Origin of the sequence: Luteimonas aestuarii (assembly GCF_004357985.1) — a bacterium.
GTDB classification, from domain to species: Bacteria; Pseudomonadota; Gammaproteobacteria; order Xanthomonadales; family Xanthomonadaceae; genus Luteimonas; species Luteimonas aestuarii.
Genome location: NZ_SMTF01000006.1, coordinates 98,052 through 113,213, shown reverse-complemented (window position 1 = coordinate 113,213; position 15,162 = coordinate 98,052). Strand labels below are relative to the sequence as shown.

The window sequence follows — 15,162 nt, the reverse complement described above, 5'->3', positions numbered from 1 at the left end:
CCACCGCGCGAAACGCTCGTTCAGGCACCCGGCGCGAAGCTGGCGACAGGCTCGGCCGCTGGCGGATCTTCGTTCGGCGGCGGCTCGGCCAGCAGCTCGTCGATCACGGCGCCGAACGCCTGGATCGAATCGGCGGAGTATCCCCTGCTGACGTTGGCCACCAGGCCGGCCTTGTCGATCACGAAGGTGTGCGGGACCGAGTTGACGCCGTAGGCGTCGGACACGGCGCCGCTGCGGTCATGCGTCCACGTGACCGCCGAATCCCGCGCCTGGCGCAGGATGGCGCGGTAGGTCGGCGTGTCTTCCTTGAAGTTGACCACCACCACGCGCAGCTGCGACGGGTCGATGTGCTGCTGCAGCGCATCGAGCACCGGGAACTGGCGACGACAGTGCGGGCACCAGGAGGCCCAGAACGTCACCACCAGCACCTTGCCACGATGTTCGCTGATCCGGATCTCCTCGCCCTTCGGCGTCTTGCCAAGATAGTCCGGCGGCACTTCGCCGACGTCCGGTGATGCCAGCGCGGGCATTGCATGCAGCGCCGCCATGCCCAGCGCGACCGCCATCGCACCCACGATCCATCGCATCCTTCCCATTCGTCGGTCCCCTTCGCCCGTCGTGGCGACGCGGCCAGCGCGACCATCGCGCCTCGCCGCGTCGCCGTCAAGCACCCCAAGCCTCAGCGCTGCGGCGGCCGTCCCGGGATGCGCCGCCGCACCGGTTGCGCCTCGCGTTCGGCCATCGCCTGCACGCGTTCGCCCGCAGTGCGCAGCAGCACCGGCAGGGCGTGCGTTTCCGGCAGCAGGTGCCAGTATTTCTGCGGCATCTCCTGCCGCATCATCCGCAGGTTGAGCCGCGCGGGATTGAAGATGTTGGCGTAATAGGTGCGCCATAGGGCTTCGCCGGCGTCTTCCGGGGGCACGTCGTCGCGCTGGCCGCCCGGCCCCAGCCACAGCGCCTCGCCATCCCAGCAGGCGCTGCGGTCCGGCGTGACGATGGACCAGCGCATGCCGGTGAAGCGGCGCACGAAGAACGGCGCCACGCGATCGACGATCAGGTGCCCCGGCTCGAACCACGCGGCGAACGCATCGTCGGCGCCCGGGATCGCACGGAAGCGTACGAACGCCTTCATCTTGTGGGTGTCGCGGCGCACGTCCTGCGCCATCCGCTGCAGCGCATGCACGTCGCGATCGACCGCGCGCTCCAGCAGGCCGGGTTCGCCGCTGGCGATGCGCCACAGCACGCGGTACAGCAGGGCGTGGCGCGCGGCATCGCGATGGCACACCACGCATTCGGCCAGCGCGAGGAACCGCGACGGCACCGCAGGCGCGTCGCGCACCACCGCCGCATCGGGCAACGCGCGCGTGCCCAGCAGCCCCGCCTGCGCCTGCACGTCCCAGTCGATGCCCTCCGGCGCGATGCCTGCGCACCAGCCATGCCGTGCCAGCGCGCGCCAGGACGACAGGCTCCACGGCGGGTCCACCCGCGCCTGCCAGCTCATCCGAACAGGTCCGCCTGCCGTGGCTTCGGCGCAAGTTCCGCGCGCAGGCGCGCCGGGTCGTCCAGGCGCTGGCGTGGATGGTGGTCCAGCACGCTGATGAAAGGCAGCAGTTTCACCAGTGGCGCGCGCAGGCGCGTGAGGTCGTCCAGCCGCAGCCGTGCATGCCGGCGCGATGCGAGGATGCGCGCGACGTTGCGCACGCCCAGCCCGGGCACGCGTAGCAGCGTTTCGCGCGGCGCGCGGTTGAGGTCGACCGGGAACAGCTGCGGATGGCGTAGCGCCCACGCCAGCTTCGGATCGATGTCGAGGTCGAGCATGCCGCCGCCGGTGGCATCATCGCCCGGCGCGACGATCTCGCCCACGTCGAACCCGTAGAAGCGCAACAGCCAGTCCGCCTGGTACAGCCGATGCTCGCGCTGCAGCGGCGGCGCGCGTGGCGGCAGCTGCGCGGAGGCATCGGGGATCGGCGAGAACGCCGAGTAGTACACGCGGCGCATGCGATAGCCGCGGTACAGCGCGTGGCTGGCGTGGAGGATGGTGCCATCGCTTGCGCCATCCGCGCCGACGATCATCTGCGTGCTCTGTCCCGCCGGCGCGAACCGCGGCGGCCTCGCGCGCGCAAACGTCTTGCGCGCATGTTCACGGCGCTCTGCGCGATTGTCTGCGATGCCATCCTTCACCCGGCCCATCGCCGCGCGGATGCCGCCTGCGGTTTTCTCCGGGGCGAGCTGCCTCAGCCCGTCCTCGGTGGGCAATTCGACGTTGATGCTCAACCGGTCGGCGTAACGCCCGGCGCGTTCGATCAGCTCCGGCGACGCCTCGGGAATCGTCTTGAGGTGGATGTACCCGGCGAAGCGGTGGTCCTCGCGCAGGCAGCGCGCCACTTCCACCAGTTGCTCCATGGTGTAGTCGCCGTTGCGGATGATGCCGCTGGAGAGGAACAGGCCCTCGATGTAGTTGCGCTTGTAGAAATCCAGCGTCAGCCGCACCACTTCGTCGCTGGCGAACCGCGCGCGGCGCACGTTGCTGCTGACGCGGTTGACGCAGTAGGCGCAATCGTAGATGCAGAAGTTTGTCAGCAGCACCTTGAGCAGGGAGACGCAGCGGCCATCGGGCGTGTACGAGTGGCAGATGCCCATGCCCTCGGTGCTGCCGATGCCCCCGCCGCGGCGCGAATCGCGCCGGCCCGCGCCGCTGGAAGCGCAGGAGGCGTCGTACTTGGCGGCATCGGCCAGGACGGCCAGCTTCTGCATCAGTTCCATGGCCGGCGCACGCTGACACGCGCGCATCTCAATCCGTGAGACAGCCACGGCACCCGCGTCAGCTTGCTGAATCCGCCCGCGACGGCGTCATTCGACATCCTGTCCACGGCGTCCGCGTCACCATGGGCAGCCATTCGATGACGAAGGCTGGCTGGATGCCGTCGATGGACTGGCCCTACCTCACCGCGGTCGCGTGGCCGCTGTTCGTCGCACTGGCACTCGGCATGCTGGTGCACCTTGGCCTGCATGCGGTGGCGCGCCGTGCACGCGCGCACGCGGCCACGCGCCGCCGTGCGCGCATGGTCGGCGTGGTCGCCAAGCCACTCGCCGTGGCGCTGCCGCTGGCGTTCCTGTGGATGGCGGTATCGGCGACGCCTCTGGCAGAAAGCACCATCGACCGTATCGAGCACTGGCTGGGCGTCGGCATCCTGCTCTGCGGGACTTGGCTGCTGGTACGCGCGGTGGATGCCGTGGAAGCGCGCATCCTGCGCGAGCATCCGGTCGACATCGAGGACAACCTGGCCGCGCGCCGCGTGCAGACGCAGACGCGCGTGGTGGCCGGCGTGGTGCAGGGTGCGATCGTGCTGGTGGGCGTCGCGCTGGCGCTGATGACCTTCCCGGCGATCCGCCAGGTCGGCGCCACGCTGCTGGCGTCGGCCGGCATCGTCGGCCTGGTGGCCGGCATCGCGGCGCGCCCGGTGTTCGGCAACCTGATCGCCGGCCTGCAGATCGCATTGACCCAGCCGATCCGGCTCGACGACGTGGTCATCGTCGATGGCGAATGGGGCCGCATCGAGGAGATCACCAGCGCCTACGTGGTGGTGCGCATCTGGGACGAGCGGCGGCTGGTGGTACCGCTGCAATGGTTCGTCGAGAACCCGTTCCAGAACTGGACGCGTACCAGCGCGCAGCTGCTCGGCACCACCTTCCTGTGGCTGGACTACCGCACGCCGATGGCCGATGTGCGCGCCGAATTGCAGCGCATCTGCGAAGGCGATCCGCGCTGGGACCGGCGCGTGTGCGTGGCGCAGGTGACCGACACCACCGAGCGCACCATCGAAGTCCGCCTGCTGGTCAGCGCGCGCAATTCCGGCGACCTGTTCGACCTGCGCTGCGCAGTCCGCGAGGGCATGGTGGCCTACCTCGACGCGCACCGTCCCGAGGCGTTGCCGCGCATGCGCGCGGAGCTGTCGCGCGAACGCGAAGGCGAGCCGTCGCCAGGCCGCGCCCATTCCGCGCCGCCAGGCCACACCGGATCGCCCGGCGCGGAGGATGGCGGCGCCGAGCGCATCGCGACGCCGCCGGGCGCGACATGACGGTCAGCGCGACGGGGCTGCGCCTCGCAGGTTCGCCGCGCGCACGTGTTCGACCAGCGCGCGCAGTTTCTGCGGCGGGTTGTGCCGGTTCGGGTAGTACAGGTAGAAGCCCGCGAACGGTTGCGTGAAGTCCAGCAACATCGGGACCAGTTCGCCACGCGCGATCCATGGGCTGAAGCACTGTTCCGGCCCGAAGGTGATGCCGCCACCGGCCAGCGCCGTGCGTACCATCAGCTGCAGGTCGTTGGTGGTGACCTGCGGTTGCACGGCGACGTCGAAGGCGCGCCCGTCTTCCTCGAACTCCCATCGCCACGGCGCCACGTCGGGCGCGGGCCGCCAGCCGATGCAGCGGTGCGACACCAGCTCACGCGGGTGCGCGGGCGTCCCGTTGCGTTCGACATAGGCCGGCGACGCCACCGCCACTTCGCGCTGCTCGCCGCCCACGGGGATCGCGATCATGTCCTGCTCGACCACCTCGCCCAGCCGCACGCCGGCGTCGAAGCCCGCGGCGACGATGTCGAACTCCGCGTCGGTCACGGTCACGTCGAGCACGATGCCCGGATAGGCCTCGGCGAACGTGGCCACCAGCGGGCCCGACAGGAACGGCTCGGCGATCGAGGTCACCGCCACGCGCAGCAGGCCGCGCGGCGGGCCGTCGTCCAGCGCGTCGTCCAGCGCATTGCCGATCGCCGCCAGCGGGCCCGTCACCTGCCGATGCAGCCGTGCACCGGCCTCGGTCAGGCGCACGCTGCGGGTGGAGCGCAGCACCAGGGCGATGCCAAGCCCGTCTTCCAGCTTGCGGATGGCCTGGCTGACGGCGGAGCGGGTGACCCCCAGCCGGTCGGCCGCGGCACGGAAATTGCCCGCCTCGGCGACGGCCTGGAACACCCGCAGCAGATTGAGATCGGGCGTCATTGGAAAGCAATACTAACCAATGTAGACAGCAATTACCGGCTTCTCTCGACACTGCCGGGGTCCTACGGTGTGTGTCCCCACCCACACCGGAGCCTCCCGATGCCGGATTCCATTCGCCACCACGCCCTCGGCGCAACCCTCGCCACCGCCCTGCTGGCCTGCAGCGCCGGCGACGCCGTCGAACCGACCGGCGCACCTGCCCGTCCTGATGCCGACCACCCGTACGTCGGCATGTGGGTCACCGCCGATGGCCATGTCCGCCATGAACTGCTGCCGCCCGACCGCAATGGCGTGGGCCGGTACGACGAGGCCCGCGGCAGCCGCGCCAGTGCGTACCAGGGCCGCTACACCGTGACCGGCCGGCACATCGACTACGTCGACGACACCGGATTCACCGCCGACGGCACCTTCATCGACGACGTGCTGCACCACGGTGGCATGGTGCTGCGCCGCGAAACGCCTTCGCGCAACGCCGCCGGCGGCGACCGCTGAGTCGCACATGCCCCCCAACGCAACCGCAAGGAGATCAATATGAACAACATCCAGAACAAGGTGGTACTGATCACCGGCGCCAGCAGCGGCATCGGCGAAACCACGGCGAAGGTGCTGGCCGCACAAGGCGCGAACGTCGTGCTCGGTGCACGCCGCACCGAGCGCCTCGACGCCCTGGCCGCCGACATCATCGCCAATGGCGGCACCGCCGTCGCCAGCGCCCTCGACGTGACCCGCCGCGACAGCATGCAGGCCTTCGCCGACCTGGCGCTGCAACGCTTCGGCCGCATCGACGTGCTGGTCAACAACGCCGGCGTGATGCCGCTGTCGCCGATGGCGGCGCTGAAGGTCGACGAATGGGACCGCATGGTCGACGTCAACATCAAGGGCGTGCTGCACGGCATCGCCGCCGTCCTGCCCACGATGCAGGCGCAGCGCAGCGGCCACCTGATCAGCGTGTCGTCGATCGGCGGCCTGTACGTCATGCCGACCGCCGCGGTCTACTGCGCCACCAAGTTCGCGGTGCGCGCGATCTCGGATGGCCTGCGCCAGGAGAACGACACCCTCCGCGTGACCTGCGTGTACCCCGGCGTGGTCGAGTCCGAGCTCGCGCACACCATCACCCACGCCGATACGGCGAAGGCCATCGACGACTTCCGCAAGATCGCGCTGAAGCCCGAGGCCATCGCCGACGCCATCGCGCACGCGATCAACCAGCCCGCCGACGTCGACACCACCGACATCGTGGTGCGCCCCGTCGCCAGTCCGGCGTGACCGCGCATCCCTTTCCACAGGAGATCCACCATGCATGCCCGAACCCGCAACCTGCGCAGCCTTGGCGCGATCCTCATTGCCCTGATGCTGTCGTCGCCCGTCGCGGCACGCGAACCGGCCGTCGACACCGCGGCCAGCAACACCGCGCTTGTACGCGCAGCCTTCGAGGCCTGGCGCGCCGGCACCGGCAGCGTCTTCGACCTGCTGCACGATGACGTCGAATGGACCGTCGCCGGCTTCAGCCCGGTCTCGGGCATTTATCGCTCGAAGGCGGCCTTCATGGACGATGCCGTGGCGCCGATCATCGCGCGCCTGTCCACGCCGATCTCACCGACGGTGCGGCACATCGTGGCGCAAGGCGACACCGTGGTGGTGGTATGGAACGGCGTGGCCACCGCCACCGACGGCAGCGCCTATCGCAACCACTACGCCTGGCACATGGTGCTGGAGGACGGGAAGATCGTCCGCGTCATCGCCTTCCTGGATACGTGGGCACTCGAGCAGTTGATGCGCTGACGGATGCCGCGGCGAGTGCGCCGGAGCAAGGGCCGGGCAGGCCACGCGCCGCCCTGGATGGACGACCTTTCCAGTCAATCCAGTACGCGCGGAGGCAAGTAGATCGTGAACTCGTTGAGTGGTTCGACCAGGACGCTATGGGGATGTTGTTGTTCCTCGCGCGTGACCAGTCCGAGACGGTCCAGCAAGCCGAAATCCGCGTGCAGCAAACGTGCCGGGGCGACCTTCAGCCGCGCATGCCAGACGTGGTAGGTGCCCAGTCGGCCATCGCGCCGATGGTAATAACCACGCAGCGGATGCGTCAGGTACACCAACCCGGATTCCGGATCGCAAAATCCAGCCAACGACGGATCGACATCCGGTACGCCGACCAGCGACATCGTGGCAGGCGCCCAATCCGCCCTGGTAACCATCTGGTAGCGCAGATACCGGCCATCGGCATCCTGTTCGCAATCGAATCGCACCTTGCCGCCATACCAGGGCAGGTTCCAAAGCCGGTACGGCACGACGCGCGTCCACGAGTCCAGCGTCGTTCCGATGAACCAGACGCAGCGCTCGCCGGTCAGGGTATCGATGATGTAGATGCGGTAGTTGGTCTGCCCCATCCGGAACTTCAGGAAGGGGCGGGCGGCCAAGGTGAAATCGACGTCGACGAACGGCACGACCGAAAGCAGCGCGCGCTGCCGTCCGTCGATCGTCACCGTGTCGAGCCGGAACCTCGGTGGCATCACGCCGGCGAATCTTGCTGGATCGAAGGCGTAGGTGATGATCGCGAAGTGCTGGAGCTTGCAAAGCACGTCGATGCCTGCAGGTGGGGGGCGCTCGGTCAGTGCATGGTCGAAGCGAAGCGCGCCTTCCGGCATGTCCACTGCGCCTGCGTCAGACACGCAACAACACCTTGCCTCCCCGCCCCGGGCGCAGGCTTTCGGCGGCAGCCCTGGCCACGTCCGCCAGGTCGTGGACGGCATCGACCGGCAGCTTCAGTTCGCCCGCGGCGGCGCGCTGGATCAGCTCGCCCACCAGGCGGCGCTTGTCGGCCACCGGCATCTCGCGACTGACCTTGCTGCCCCAGAAGCCCTTGACCGTGGCGTGCTTGAAGATCATCTCGCCCGGCGGGACGAGCATCGCTTCGCCGCCCATCGCGCCGAACGACACCAGGGTGCCGTCGTTGCCGAGCAGCGACAGCAGGTCGGCGCTCGCCTGCCCGCCGACCGAATCCACGGCGGCGCGCGCACCCGCTTCGCCGAGGATCGCCCGCGCCTTGCGCTTCCAGTCTTCGGCGCCAGTCGACACCACGTGGTCGACGCCCAATGCCGTCATCTCATCGACGGCGGCATCGCGACGCACCAGGCCGAGCACCGGGATGTCGCGCGCCGCCGCCAGCATCGCCAGCGTCTTGCCGACCGCACCGTTGGCCGCGTTCTGCACGATCCACTGCCCGCGCTCGACCTGCAGGAACTCCAGCAGCATCAGCGCACTCAGCGGCATGGCGATGAGCTGTGCGGCGGTCTGGTCGTCGATCGCATCGGGCATCGGGATGACCATCCTTGCCGATGCGGTGAAATACTCGGCCCAGGTGCCACGCCCGGAGGCGGCGTTGACGCGCTGGCCGATGGCGATGCCTTCGACCCCCTCGCCCAGTGCGTCCACCACGCCCAGGGCCTCGCTGCCCGCGATCGCCGGCAGCGCCGGCTTGTAGCCGTACTGGCCGCGGATCGTCCACAGGTCGTGGTTGTGGATCGACGCGAGCGTGGTGCGGATGCGCACGTCACCGGGCCCGGGCTGCGGCACCGGCGCCTGTTCAACGACCAGGACATCGGCAGGCTCGCCGAAAGTGTGGTGGATGGCGCTGCGCATGGAAGGAGGCCCTCTGGATGGTGCGCCGACGCTAACGCATTCACGGCATCCCTGTCGCGGTCGGTGCGCGACCTGCGCCAGGACCAGGCGCCGGCGACGCGCTACATGTACACGGCACGAAGCGACGCCTTGAGGTGCGCCGCCTCGAGCAGCACGCGCAGGCGCTGCTCCACGCCGGGCAGGTCCGGAAGGTGCTGCGGCGCATACAGCGTGTAGAGCGGCCGCTCCTCGTCGCCGCGCACGACCTTGCGCTCGACGCCGGCGTCGGCGATGCCACTTGCGCGCGCCCACATCGCGCGCAGCGGGATGGGCCCGATGCTCTCGCGCCGGCCCAAGGTGAAGGTGAAGAACGCGATCTGGTGCTTCGGCATGTGATGGCTCCATCGGAGCACCGAGTATGCGCCTGAATCGTTGCCGTGACGGCACGGGTCTTGCACAGGCGCGTCGCCACCAATGGGCGTAGGATGGACGCCGCGAGTCCTTTCACTGGCGCGTTGCCAGCCTTCGCGTGCCGTCCGACTGCGCTTCGTGTCGCTCGCTGCGCTTCTTCCCCCGCTTCCTCCCTGCACGGTCGAAGCCCCCACGGGAGTGCCGCATGCCTGGCGCCGACGCCCGCGACAGCTCGCCTGATGGCCTGTAGCACTGCATCCGCCCTCTGCGAGCGCTGCGACGCCGTCTGCTGCCGACTGACGGTGGTACTGCAGCCGGAAGACCGCATTCCGACACACCTTACCGACACCACCGCTGCCGGTCTCGACGTGATGGCGCGCGATGCCGAGGGCTGGTGCGTGGCCATCGATGCCGCGCACATGCGTTGCGGGATCTACGACACCCGCCCTGACGTCTGCAGGCGTTTCGTCATGGCCGGCCCGTACTGCAACGACGTGCGCGCCGACTACAGCGACCGCAACCGCCGCGGCATCCCGCTGCAGATGTACTGAGGAGAAAGCGACATGCCGCGTCCCAAGCGCCCCGGCGCCATCTCCGCTCCGCCCGCGGGCGAAAGCGCCAAAACCGGCCGCACGTCCGTTTCGCGCAAGCCGAAACAGTCGCCAACGCTCACCCGCGAACGCATCGCCGACGACATGGATGCCTTCCGCAAGTCCGGCGGAAAAGTCGAGGTTCTCGGCACCACACGAACGCTCACCCGGATCGATGCCGATCCAGGTGCACCGTCGCGCGCGGCGGATCCGCCGACGCGCAAGCGCGCCCGCTAAGCCAGCCTTTCGACACGCCAGCGTTCAATCGAGTGCCGCTCGCGCCTCTTGCGGGGAAACCAGAAGACCGCCGGCACGCGCACCTTGGGCGAGGCTTCGATGCATGTGACCTGCTGGCGTCGCTGGCGTCGGCGCGGGAACTCGTCCATGGCCCTGGCGACCTGCGCTGAGCGCTTGGGTCATGGCGCGATCCGACGCCAGTCGGAATGCGGGCGTTGCGCCGCGCACTTTCCCCTGTCGCCGCGTGGCGCCTCATTTGTTAGCGCCGCGTGATGCATCTACCCGCGCGTCTGCCGCGTATTGGCGATCACATCCGGTCATCACGCCGGACCTCCCGCGCCATCCGGCCGGGAACATCGCCCAGGAGACCGAACCGATGAAGACCTCGATGCTTACCGCCGCACTGCTTGCAGCCTTCACCCTGACCGCCTGCGCCGCCGACACGCCGGCCGACACCACCGCAGACGCCGATGCCGTCGGCACCGAAGTGGCCGAAAGCGCGCCCGTCGCCGATGCCGGCATGGCCTATGGCGATGCGTCCGCCGCGACCGGCGACGTGGTCGATGGCGCCATCGCGTCGCCCGACCACACCACGCTCGTCGCTGCGGTGCAGGCGGCGGGGCTGGTCGACACGCTGAAGGGCACCGGTCCGTTCACCGTGTTCGCGCCGACCAACGCCGCGTTCGACAAGCTGCCGGCCGGCACCGTGGACGGATTGCTCACGCCCGAGCGCCGCGACGACCTGACCGGCGTCCTGACCTACCACGTGGTGCCGGGCAACGTGGATGCCGCCACGCTGGTGCAGCAGATCGAAGCCGGTGGCGGCAGCGCCACGCTGACCACGGTGCAGGGCGGCACGCTCACCGCGCGCGCCGACGGCGGCACCGTCACGCTGACCGACGCCCAGGGCGGCACCTCCACCGTCACCACCGCCGACCTGCGCCAGAGCAACGGCGTGATCCACGTGATCGACACGGTGCTGATGCCGTAAGCGGTGCCGGTGCGCATGCCCGCACCGGCATGCGCACCTTGCGTATCGCCAGGTTTGCGCGCGGGCGACTCGTCTGGCCTGCGCGTTCCCGGGGGAGACGGCCATCGTCGTCTCCCCTTCCTGCGCCCACCCACCGATCAGGCTTTGCGGTCCGCTGCCCTCGGCGCGCCCATGTTGCCGCGGCTGTACTTGCCGGAACGGTCGAAGCAACACGCGCGACGTTTGCCCGAGCCCAGCATGTCGCACGCCGTGGCGATGCGCTTGACGCGTGTCTCGGCCTTCTTGCCCGACGTGATCCAGTGGATCCAGTCGCGCCGCGCAATCGCGGTGATGTCCTGCCAGGTCGCCATCGCGGCAGGATGATCGGCCAGCGCCTTGCGTACGTCGGGCGGCACTTTCGGCTCGGGTTCTTCCCGCACCGGTGCAACCTCGAGTGCGACCGTATCGCCCGCGTCGACACCGGCGGATTCATGCAGCGCCTTGTCCACCTTCAGCCAGTGGCTGCCTTCGCCATCGGGTTCCAGCGTGGCCTGGAACGACTGCCCGGCCAGCGTGCCCTCCACCGTCACCATGCCGCGTGCCGGCAGCTTCGCGCTGGCGCCTGATGGCAGCACCAGGAAGGTCCATGTGGCGTCCTTCGGCTCGGCGGGCCGCTGCAATGTCGCCTTGAAGGCAATTTTTTCGATTGTCCTGGGCATGGCCGCACGATAGCACTGGCCTGCCACCGTCCGTTCGCGACCACGAGTCGCGTTGGAACCCCCTGATGTCCGCCGCCAGAAGGCCAATGCCCATGTCCTCCGTCGCCACGTCCCACGCCATGCCGCGCACGCGGCGACGCGGCCTGTTCTTCCCGGCGATGGGGCTGCTGTTGCTGGCCTCGGTGGTGCTGGGTTTCTGGGGCACGCTGTTCCGGCCTTCCCAGCCGCTGCCGCTGCACCAGCAGGTGCACGGCATCGTGGTCACGGCCTGGTTCGTGCTGTTCGCGGTGCAGGCGCTGCTGGTGGCCGGCGGGCGCACCGCGTTGCATCGCCGCCTGGGGACATTTGGCGTGGTGCTCGCCGTCGCCGTCATCGTCACGTCGCTGCACACGATGGCGCAGATGCCCACGCAGTGGCGGCTGGGCGGCATCGACGTCGACGCACGACGGGGCATGGTCAGCATGGTGCTGTGGGGCAACTTCGGTGCGCTGGTGGCCTACGCCACGCTGTTGTCCCGCGCGATCGCCATGCGCACGCAGGCCGATGCGCACAAGCGGCTGATGCTGCTGGCCATGTTCGCCATCATGTCGCCGGCACTCGTGCGCGTGTTCAGCCTGCCGGTGTTCGCCGGACTGCCCGCGGTGCCGTTGACGATGGCCGGGCTGCTCGCGCTGGGCGCCATCCTGGTGGCGTACGACCTGCTGACCTTGCGCCGGGTACATCGCCAGACGCTGTGGGGCGTGCCCTTCTTCCTCGTGGTGCACCTGGCGCCCGCGTACGTGTTGCCGGGCACTGCGATCGATGCCGCCATGTTGCGGATGATCTGGTGATCGACGCAGTTCGCGGCGCGCCTTCTTCGCGCGCGCTGCACAAAGTTCAACGCATCGGTCCGCGCATTCCGTGAATGCGCGATGCTGCACGCGGGCTTCATGGGCGATCGCGGAAAGTAGCTGCACTTTCCCCCAAGGAGTCACGCCATGAACATGGAAAAGAAGATCCAGCACAGCCTCAACGACCTCATCGAAATCGCGCGCGATGGCAGCGAGTTCTACGGCGAGGCCGCCGAGAAGGTGAAGGATCCCGAGCTGGCTTCGCTGTTCAACCAGATGGCCGGCCACAAGCGCGAGATCGTCAACGGCCTCAGCGTCGACGTGGCCGCCGCCGGCGGCGAGCCGGCCGAGAAGGGCACCATGGTCGGCAGCATGCACCAGCTGTACGGCAAGACCCGCGCCGCGCTGGGCGACACCAACTATGCCTACGTGGCCGAGCTGGAGGAGTCGGAAGACCGCCTGCTGGAAGCCTTCCGCGACACCATCAACGACAGCGGCACCCCGGCCCCGGCCCGCGCCGCCGCCGAGAAGTACATGCCACGCGTGGTGCAGTGCCACGACATCATGCGCAACCGCAAGGCGGCGCTGAAGGCCGTCAAGTAAGTCGCCGGTCCCGGGCCCTCCCTGTCCGCGGGGAGGGTCGGCGACGCACTGCGAAAGCCCCGGTCCTGCCGGGGCTTTTTTAGTCGGGACGCCGTACGCCGCGCCCGGCCGCTTGCCGTACGGCCTCGCGGCAGGGCACGCCTCGCCGCGGATGGGCTTCGACCGGCCGCGCTTGAAATCGGCTGCGCTGCGCGCATATCCCTGCCCAGCCAAGGCACGCCAGGGAGCGCCATGACCACCACCACCGAAACCCGCAAGTTCGAAGCCGAAGTCGCCCAGGTCCTGCACCTGGTGACGCACTCGCTGTACTCGCACAAGGAAATCTTCCTGCGCGAGTTGATCTCCAACGCCTCCGATGCCTGCGACAAGCTGCGCTTCGAGGCCATCGCCAATCCCGCCCTGACCGCCGGCGACGGTGAACTGCACATCGACGTGAGCTGGGACAAGGCCGCGCGCACCGTCACCCTCCGCGACAACGGCATCGGCATGTCGCGCGACGAGGTGGTCGCCAACATCGGCAGCATCGCCAGCTCGGGCACGCGCCGTTTCCTGGAAGCGTTGGGCGAAGAGAAGAAGGCCGACGCACGCCTGATCGGCCAGTTCGGCGTCGGCTTCTACTCGGCCTTCGTGGTCGCCGACCGCGTCACCGTACTCACCCGCCGCGCCGACGCCGCGCCCGAAGACGGCGTGCGTTGGGAAAGCGACGGCCGCGGCGAGTACACGCTCGATGCCGCCACGCTGCCCGAACGCGGAACCACCATCGTGCTGCACCTCAAGGACGGCGAGGACGATTTCCTCGATGGCTGGAAGCTGCGTTCGCTGGTGCGCAAGTATTCCGACCACGTCGCCTTCCCGATCCGCATGCCGAAGGAGGCGCCGCCGGCCGCCGAAGGCGAGGACGCCAGGGCCGAGGCCGCGCCGGAATGGGAAACCGCGAACGACGCGTCTGCGTTGTGGACCAAATCCAAGTCCGACATCCCCGACGACGACTACAAGGCCTTCTACAAGTCCCTCGGCCACGACTTCAACGATCCCGCCGCGTGGACCCACAACCGCGTCGAGGGCAGCCAGAGTTTCACCACCCTGCTGTACCTGCCGGCGCAACCGCCGTTCGACCTGATGCTGGGCGGGCGCGACGAGCGCAAGGGTCTCAAGCTGTACATCAAGCGCGTCTTCGTCATGGACGCGGCGGAGGAACTGCTGCCCAACTACCTGCGCTTCGTGCGTGGCGTGGTGGACGCCGACGACCTGCCGCTCAACGTCAGCCGCGAGATCCTGCAGCAGAACCGCCAGCTCGAACGCATCCGCGGCGCCTGCGTGAAGCGCGTGCTGGACCTGATCGAGAAGCTGTCGCGCGACGAGCCGGAGGCGTTCGCCGCCTTCCTCAAGGCCTTCGGCAACACGCTGAAGGAGGGCATCGTCGAGGACCACGGCAACCGCGAGCGCATCGCGAAGCTGCTGCGCTTCGCCTCGACGAAGGGCGAAGGCGCGACGCAGGCCGTCTCGCTGGACGACTACGTTGGCCGCATGCCGCCGGGGCAGGACCCGATCTGGTACATCACCGCCGATGGCTACAAGGCCGCCGCCGGCAGCCCGCAGCTCGAGGCCTTCCGCGCGAAGGACATCGAGGTCCTGCTGATGTTCGACCGCATCGACGAATGGATGCTCGGCCACCTGCACGAGTACGCCGGCAAGCCGCTGAAGAACGTCGCCAAGGGCGAACTGCCGCTCGATGCCGCCGACAAGGCGAAGCAGGACGAAGCCGCGCAGGCCGCGGCGCCGCTGGTCGAACGGATCAAGTCGCTGCTGGGCGAGCGCGTGGCGGACGTGCGCGTGTCCGCGCGCCTGACCGACTCGCCTTCGTGCCTGGCGCTGGCCGACTACGACATGGCACCGCACCTCGCACGCCTGCTGCGCGAGGCCGGGCAGGACATCCCCGACAGCAAGCCGACCCTGGAGATCAATCCCCAGCACGCCCTGTTGCAGCGGATCGAAGGTGAAAGCGACGATGCCAAGGCCGGCGACCTCGCCACCTTGCTGCTGGAGCAGGCCGAGATCGCCGCAGGCGCACCGCTGCCCGATCCCGCCGCCTTCATCCAGCGCGTGAACCGCCTGCTGCTGGGGTGACGGCTTCTTGTTGCATGCGGCAAGTTGTTGCATGCGGCAAGGTGGAAGACCGGGCAGATGCCC

General features: G+C 69.0%; 17 protein-coding genes and 1 pseudogene. 10 read left to right on the top strand and 8 right to left on the bottom strand.

The genetic code is table 11. The annotated features are described in order from the left end of the window. Nucleotides 1–20: 20 nt before the first annotated feature. The 3 genes and pseudogenes from E2F46_RS09840 to E2F46_RS09830 all read right to left on the bottom strand — a co-directional run bounded on the left by E2F46_RS09840 (nt 21) and on the right by E2F46_RS09830 (nt 2,763). Complete coding sequence (locus E2F46_RS09840; RefSeq protein ID WP_165967423.1) at nt 21–587, bottom strand: TlpA family protein disulfide reductase; 567 nt, start codon at nt 585–587, stop codon at nt 21–23. Nucleotides 588–691: 104 nt separating this feature from the next. Next, nucleotides 692–1,501, bottom strand: a pseudogene (locus E2F46_RS09835) (TIGR03915 family putative DNA repair protein); the annotation flags it as partial. Continuing rightward, a complete protein-coding gene (locus E2F46_RS09830; protein ID WP_133321915.1) occupies nt 1,498–2,763 on the bottom strand; it encodes a putative DNA modification/repair radical SAM protein in 1,266 nt (421 codons plus the stop codon). The gene E2F46_RS09830 and the pseudogene E2F46_RS09835, both read right to left, overlap by 4 nt. Nucleotides 2,764–2,927: 164 nt before the next feature. Between E2F46_RS09830 and E2F46_RS09825 the strand changes: the two genes are divergently transcribed. Further along, entirely contained in the window at nt 2,928–4,079 is a 1,152-nt protein-coding gene (locus E2F46_RS09825) for a mechanosensitive ion channel family protein (protein WP_133321994.1), read from the top strand. A gap of 3 nt (nt 4,080–4,082) precedes the next feature. Here E2F46_RS09825 and E2F46_RS09820 read toward each other — a convergent pair whose 3' ends face one another. Then, complete coding sequence (locus E2F46_RS09820; protein WP_133321914.1) at nt 4,083–4,994, bottom strand: LysR family transcriptional regulator; 912 nt, start codon at nt 4,992–4,994, stop codon at nt 4,083–4,085. A 99-nt stretch (nt 4,995–5,093) separates the two neighbouring features. Between E2F46_RS09820 and E2F46_RS09815 the strand changes: the two genes are divergently transcribed. From E2F46_RS09815 to E2F46_RS09805, 3 genes are read left to right on the top strand one after another with little or no spacing between them, the layout of a single operon-like run. After that, nucleotides 5,094–5,486 (top strand): Atu4866 domain-containing protein, encoded by a 393-nt coding sequence (locus tag E2F46_RS09815; RefSeq protein WP_133321913.1) that lies wholly within the window; start codon nt 5,094–5,096, stop codon nt 5,484–5,486. Nucleotides 5,487–5,525: 39 nt separating this feature from the next. Beyond that, nucleotides 5,526–6,260 (top strand): SDR family oxidoreductase, encoded by a 735-nt coding sequence (locus E2F46_RS09810; protein ID WP_133321912.1) that lies wholly within the window; start codon nt 5,526–5,528, stop codon nt 6,258–6,260. Between the two features lie 30 nt (nt 6,261–6,290). After that, entirely contained in the window at nt 6,291–6,776 is a 486-nt protein-coding gene (locus E2F46_RS09805) for a nuclear transport factor 2 family protein (protein WP_133321911.1), read from the top strand. A gap of 74 nt (nt 6,777–6,850) precedes the next feature. On the opposite strand, the gene E2F46_RS09800 is transcribed toward E2F46_RS09805, so the two are convergent. The 3 genes from E2F46_RS09800 to E2F46_RS09790 form a co-directional block, all read right to left on the bottom strand. Continuing rightward, complete coding sequence (locus tag E2F46_RS09800; protein WP_207949562.1) at nt 6,851–7,663, bottom strand: DUF2071 domain-containing protein; 813 nt, start codon at nt 7,661–7,663, stop codon at nt 6,851–6,853. Beyond that, entirely contained in the window at nt 7,656–8,633 is a 978-nt protein-coding gene (locus E2F46_RS09795; RefSeq protein ID WP_133321910.1) for a zinc-binding dehydrogenase, read from the bottom strand. The genes E2F46_RS09800 and E2F46_RS09795 overlap by 8 nt, the downstream gene beginning before the upstream one ends. Before the next feature lie 101 nt (nt 8,634–8,734). Further along, nucleotides 8,735–9,004, bottom strand: a complete 270-nt coding sequence (locus tag E2F46_RS09790) for a hypothetical protein (RefSeq protein WP_133321909.1) — start codon at nt 9,002–9,004, stop codon at nt 8,735–8,737. Between the two features lie 258 nt (nt 9,005–9,262). Here E2F46_RS09790 and E2F46_RS09785 point away from each other — a divergent pair, with 258 nt between their 5' ends. From E2F46_RS09785 to E2F46_RS09775, 3 genes are all read left to right on the top strand, one after another. Continuing rightward, nucleotides 9,263–9,574 carry a YkgJ family cysteine cluster protein gene (locus tag E2F46_RS09785; RefSeq protein WP_133321908.1) on the top strand — a complete coding sequence of 104 codons (312 nt, stop codon included), beginning with the start codon at nt 9,263–9,265 and terminating at the stop codon, nt 9,572–9,574. A gap of 12 nt (nt 9,575–9,586) precedes the next feature. Next, on the top strand, nt 9,587–9,850 hold the full coding sequence (locus E2F46_RS09780; protein ID WP_133321907.1) for a hypothetical protein: 264 nt from the start codon (nt 9,587–9,589) through the stop codon (nt 9,848–9,850). 376 nt (nt 9,851–10,226) lie between these two features. Continuing rightward, nucleotides 10,227–10,841 (top strand): fasciclin domain-containing protein, encoded by a 615-nt coding sequence (locus tag E2F46_RS09775; protein WP_133321906.1) that lies wholly within the window; start codon nt 10,227–10,229, stop codon nt 10,839–10,841. A gap of 137 nt (nt 10,842–10,978) precedes the next feature. On the opposite strand, the gene E2F46_RS09770 is transcribed toward E2F46_RS09775, so the two are convergent. Continuing rightward, nucleotides 10,979–11,539: a YdeI/OmpD-associated family protein gene (locus tag E2F46_RS09770; protein WP_133321905.1), complete on the bottom strand. Its 561-nt coding sequence runs from the start codon at nt 11,537–11,539 to the stop codon at nt 10,979–10,981. Nucleotides 11,540–11,631: 92 nt separating this feature from the next. Between E2F46_RS09770 and E2F46_RS09765 the strand changes: the two genes are divergently transcribed. The 3 genes from E2F46_RS09765 (at nt 11,632) to htpG (ending at nt 15,099) form a co-directional block, all read left to right on the top strand. Then, complete coding sequence (locus tag E2F46_RS09765; RefSeq protein ID WP_133321904.1) at nt 11,632–12,369, top strand: hypothetical protein; 738 nt, start codon at nt 11,632–11,634, stop codon at nt 12,367–12,369. 147 nt (nt 12,370–12,516) lie between these two features. Continuing rightward, nucleotides 12,517–12,972, top strand: coding sequence for a PA2169 family four-helix-bundle protein (locus tag E2F46_RS09760; protein ID WP_133321903.1), 456 nt, complete (start codon nt 12,517–12,519; stop codon nt 12,970–12,972). A 231-nt stretch (nt 12,973–13,203) separates the two neighbouring features. Next, a complete protein-coding gene (htpG, locus tag E2F46_RS09755) occupies nt 13,204–15,099 on the top strand; it encodes a molecular chaperone HtpG (RefSeq protein WP_133321902.1) in 1,896 nt (631 codons plus the stop codon). Nucleotides 15,100–15,162: the final 63 nt, after the last annotated feature.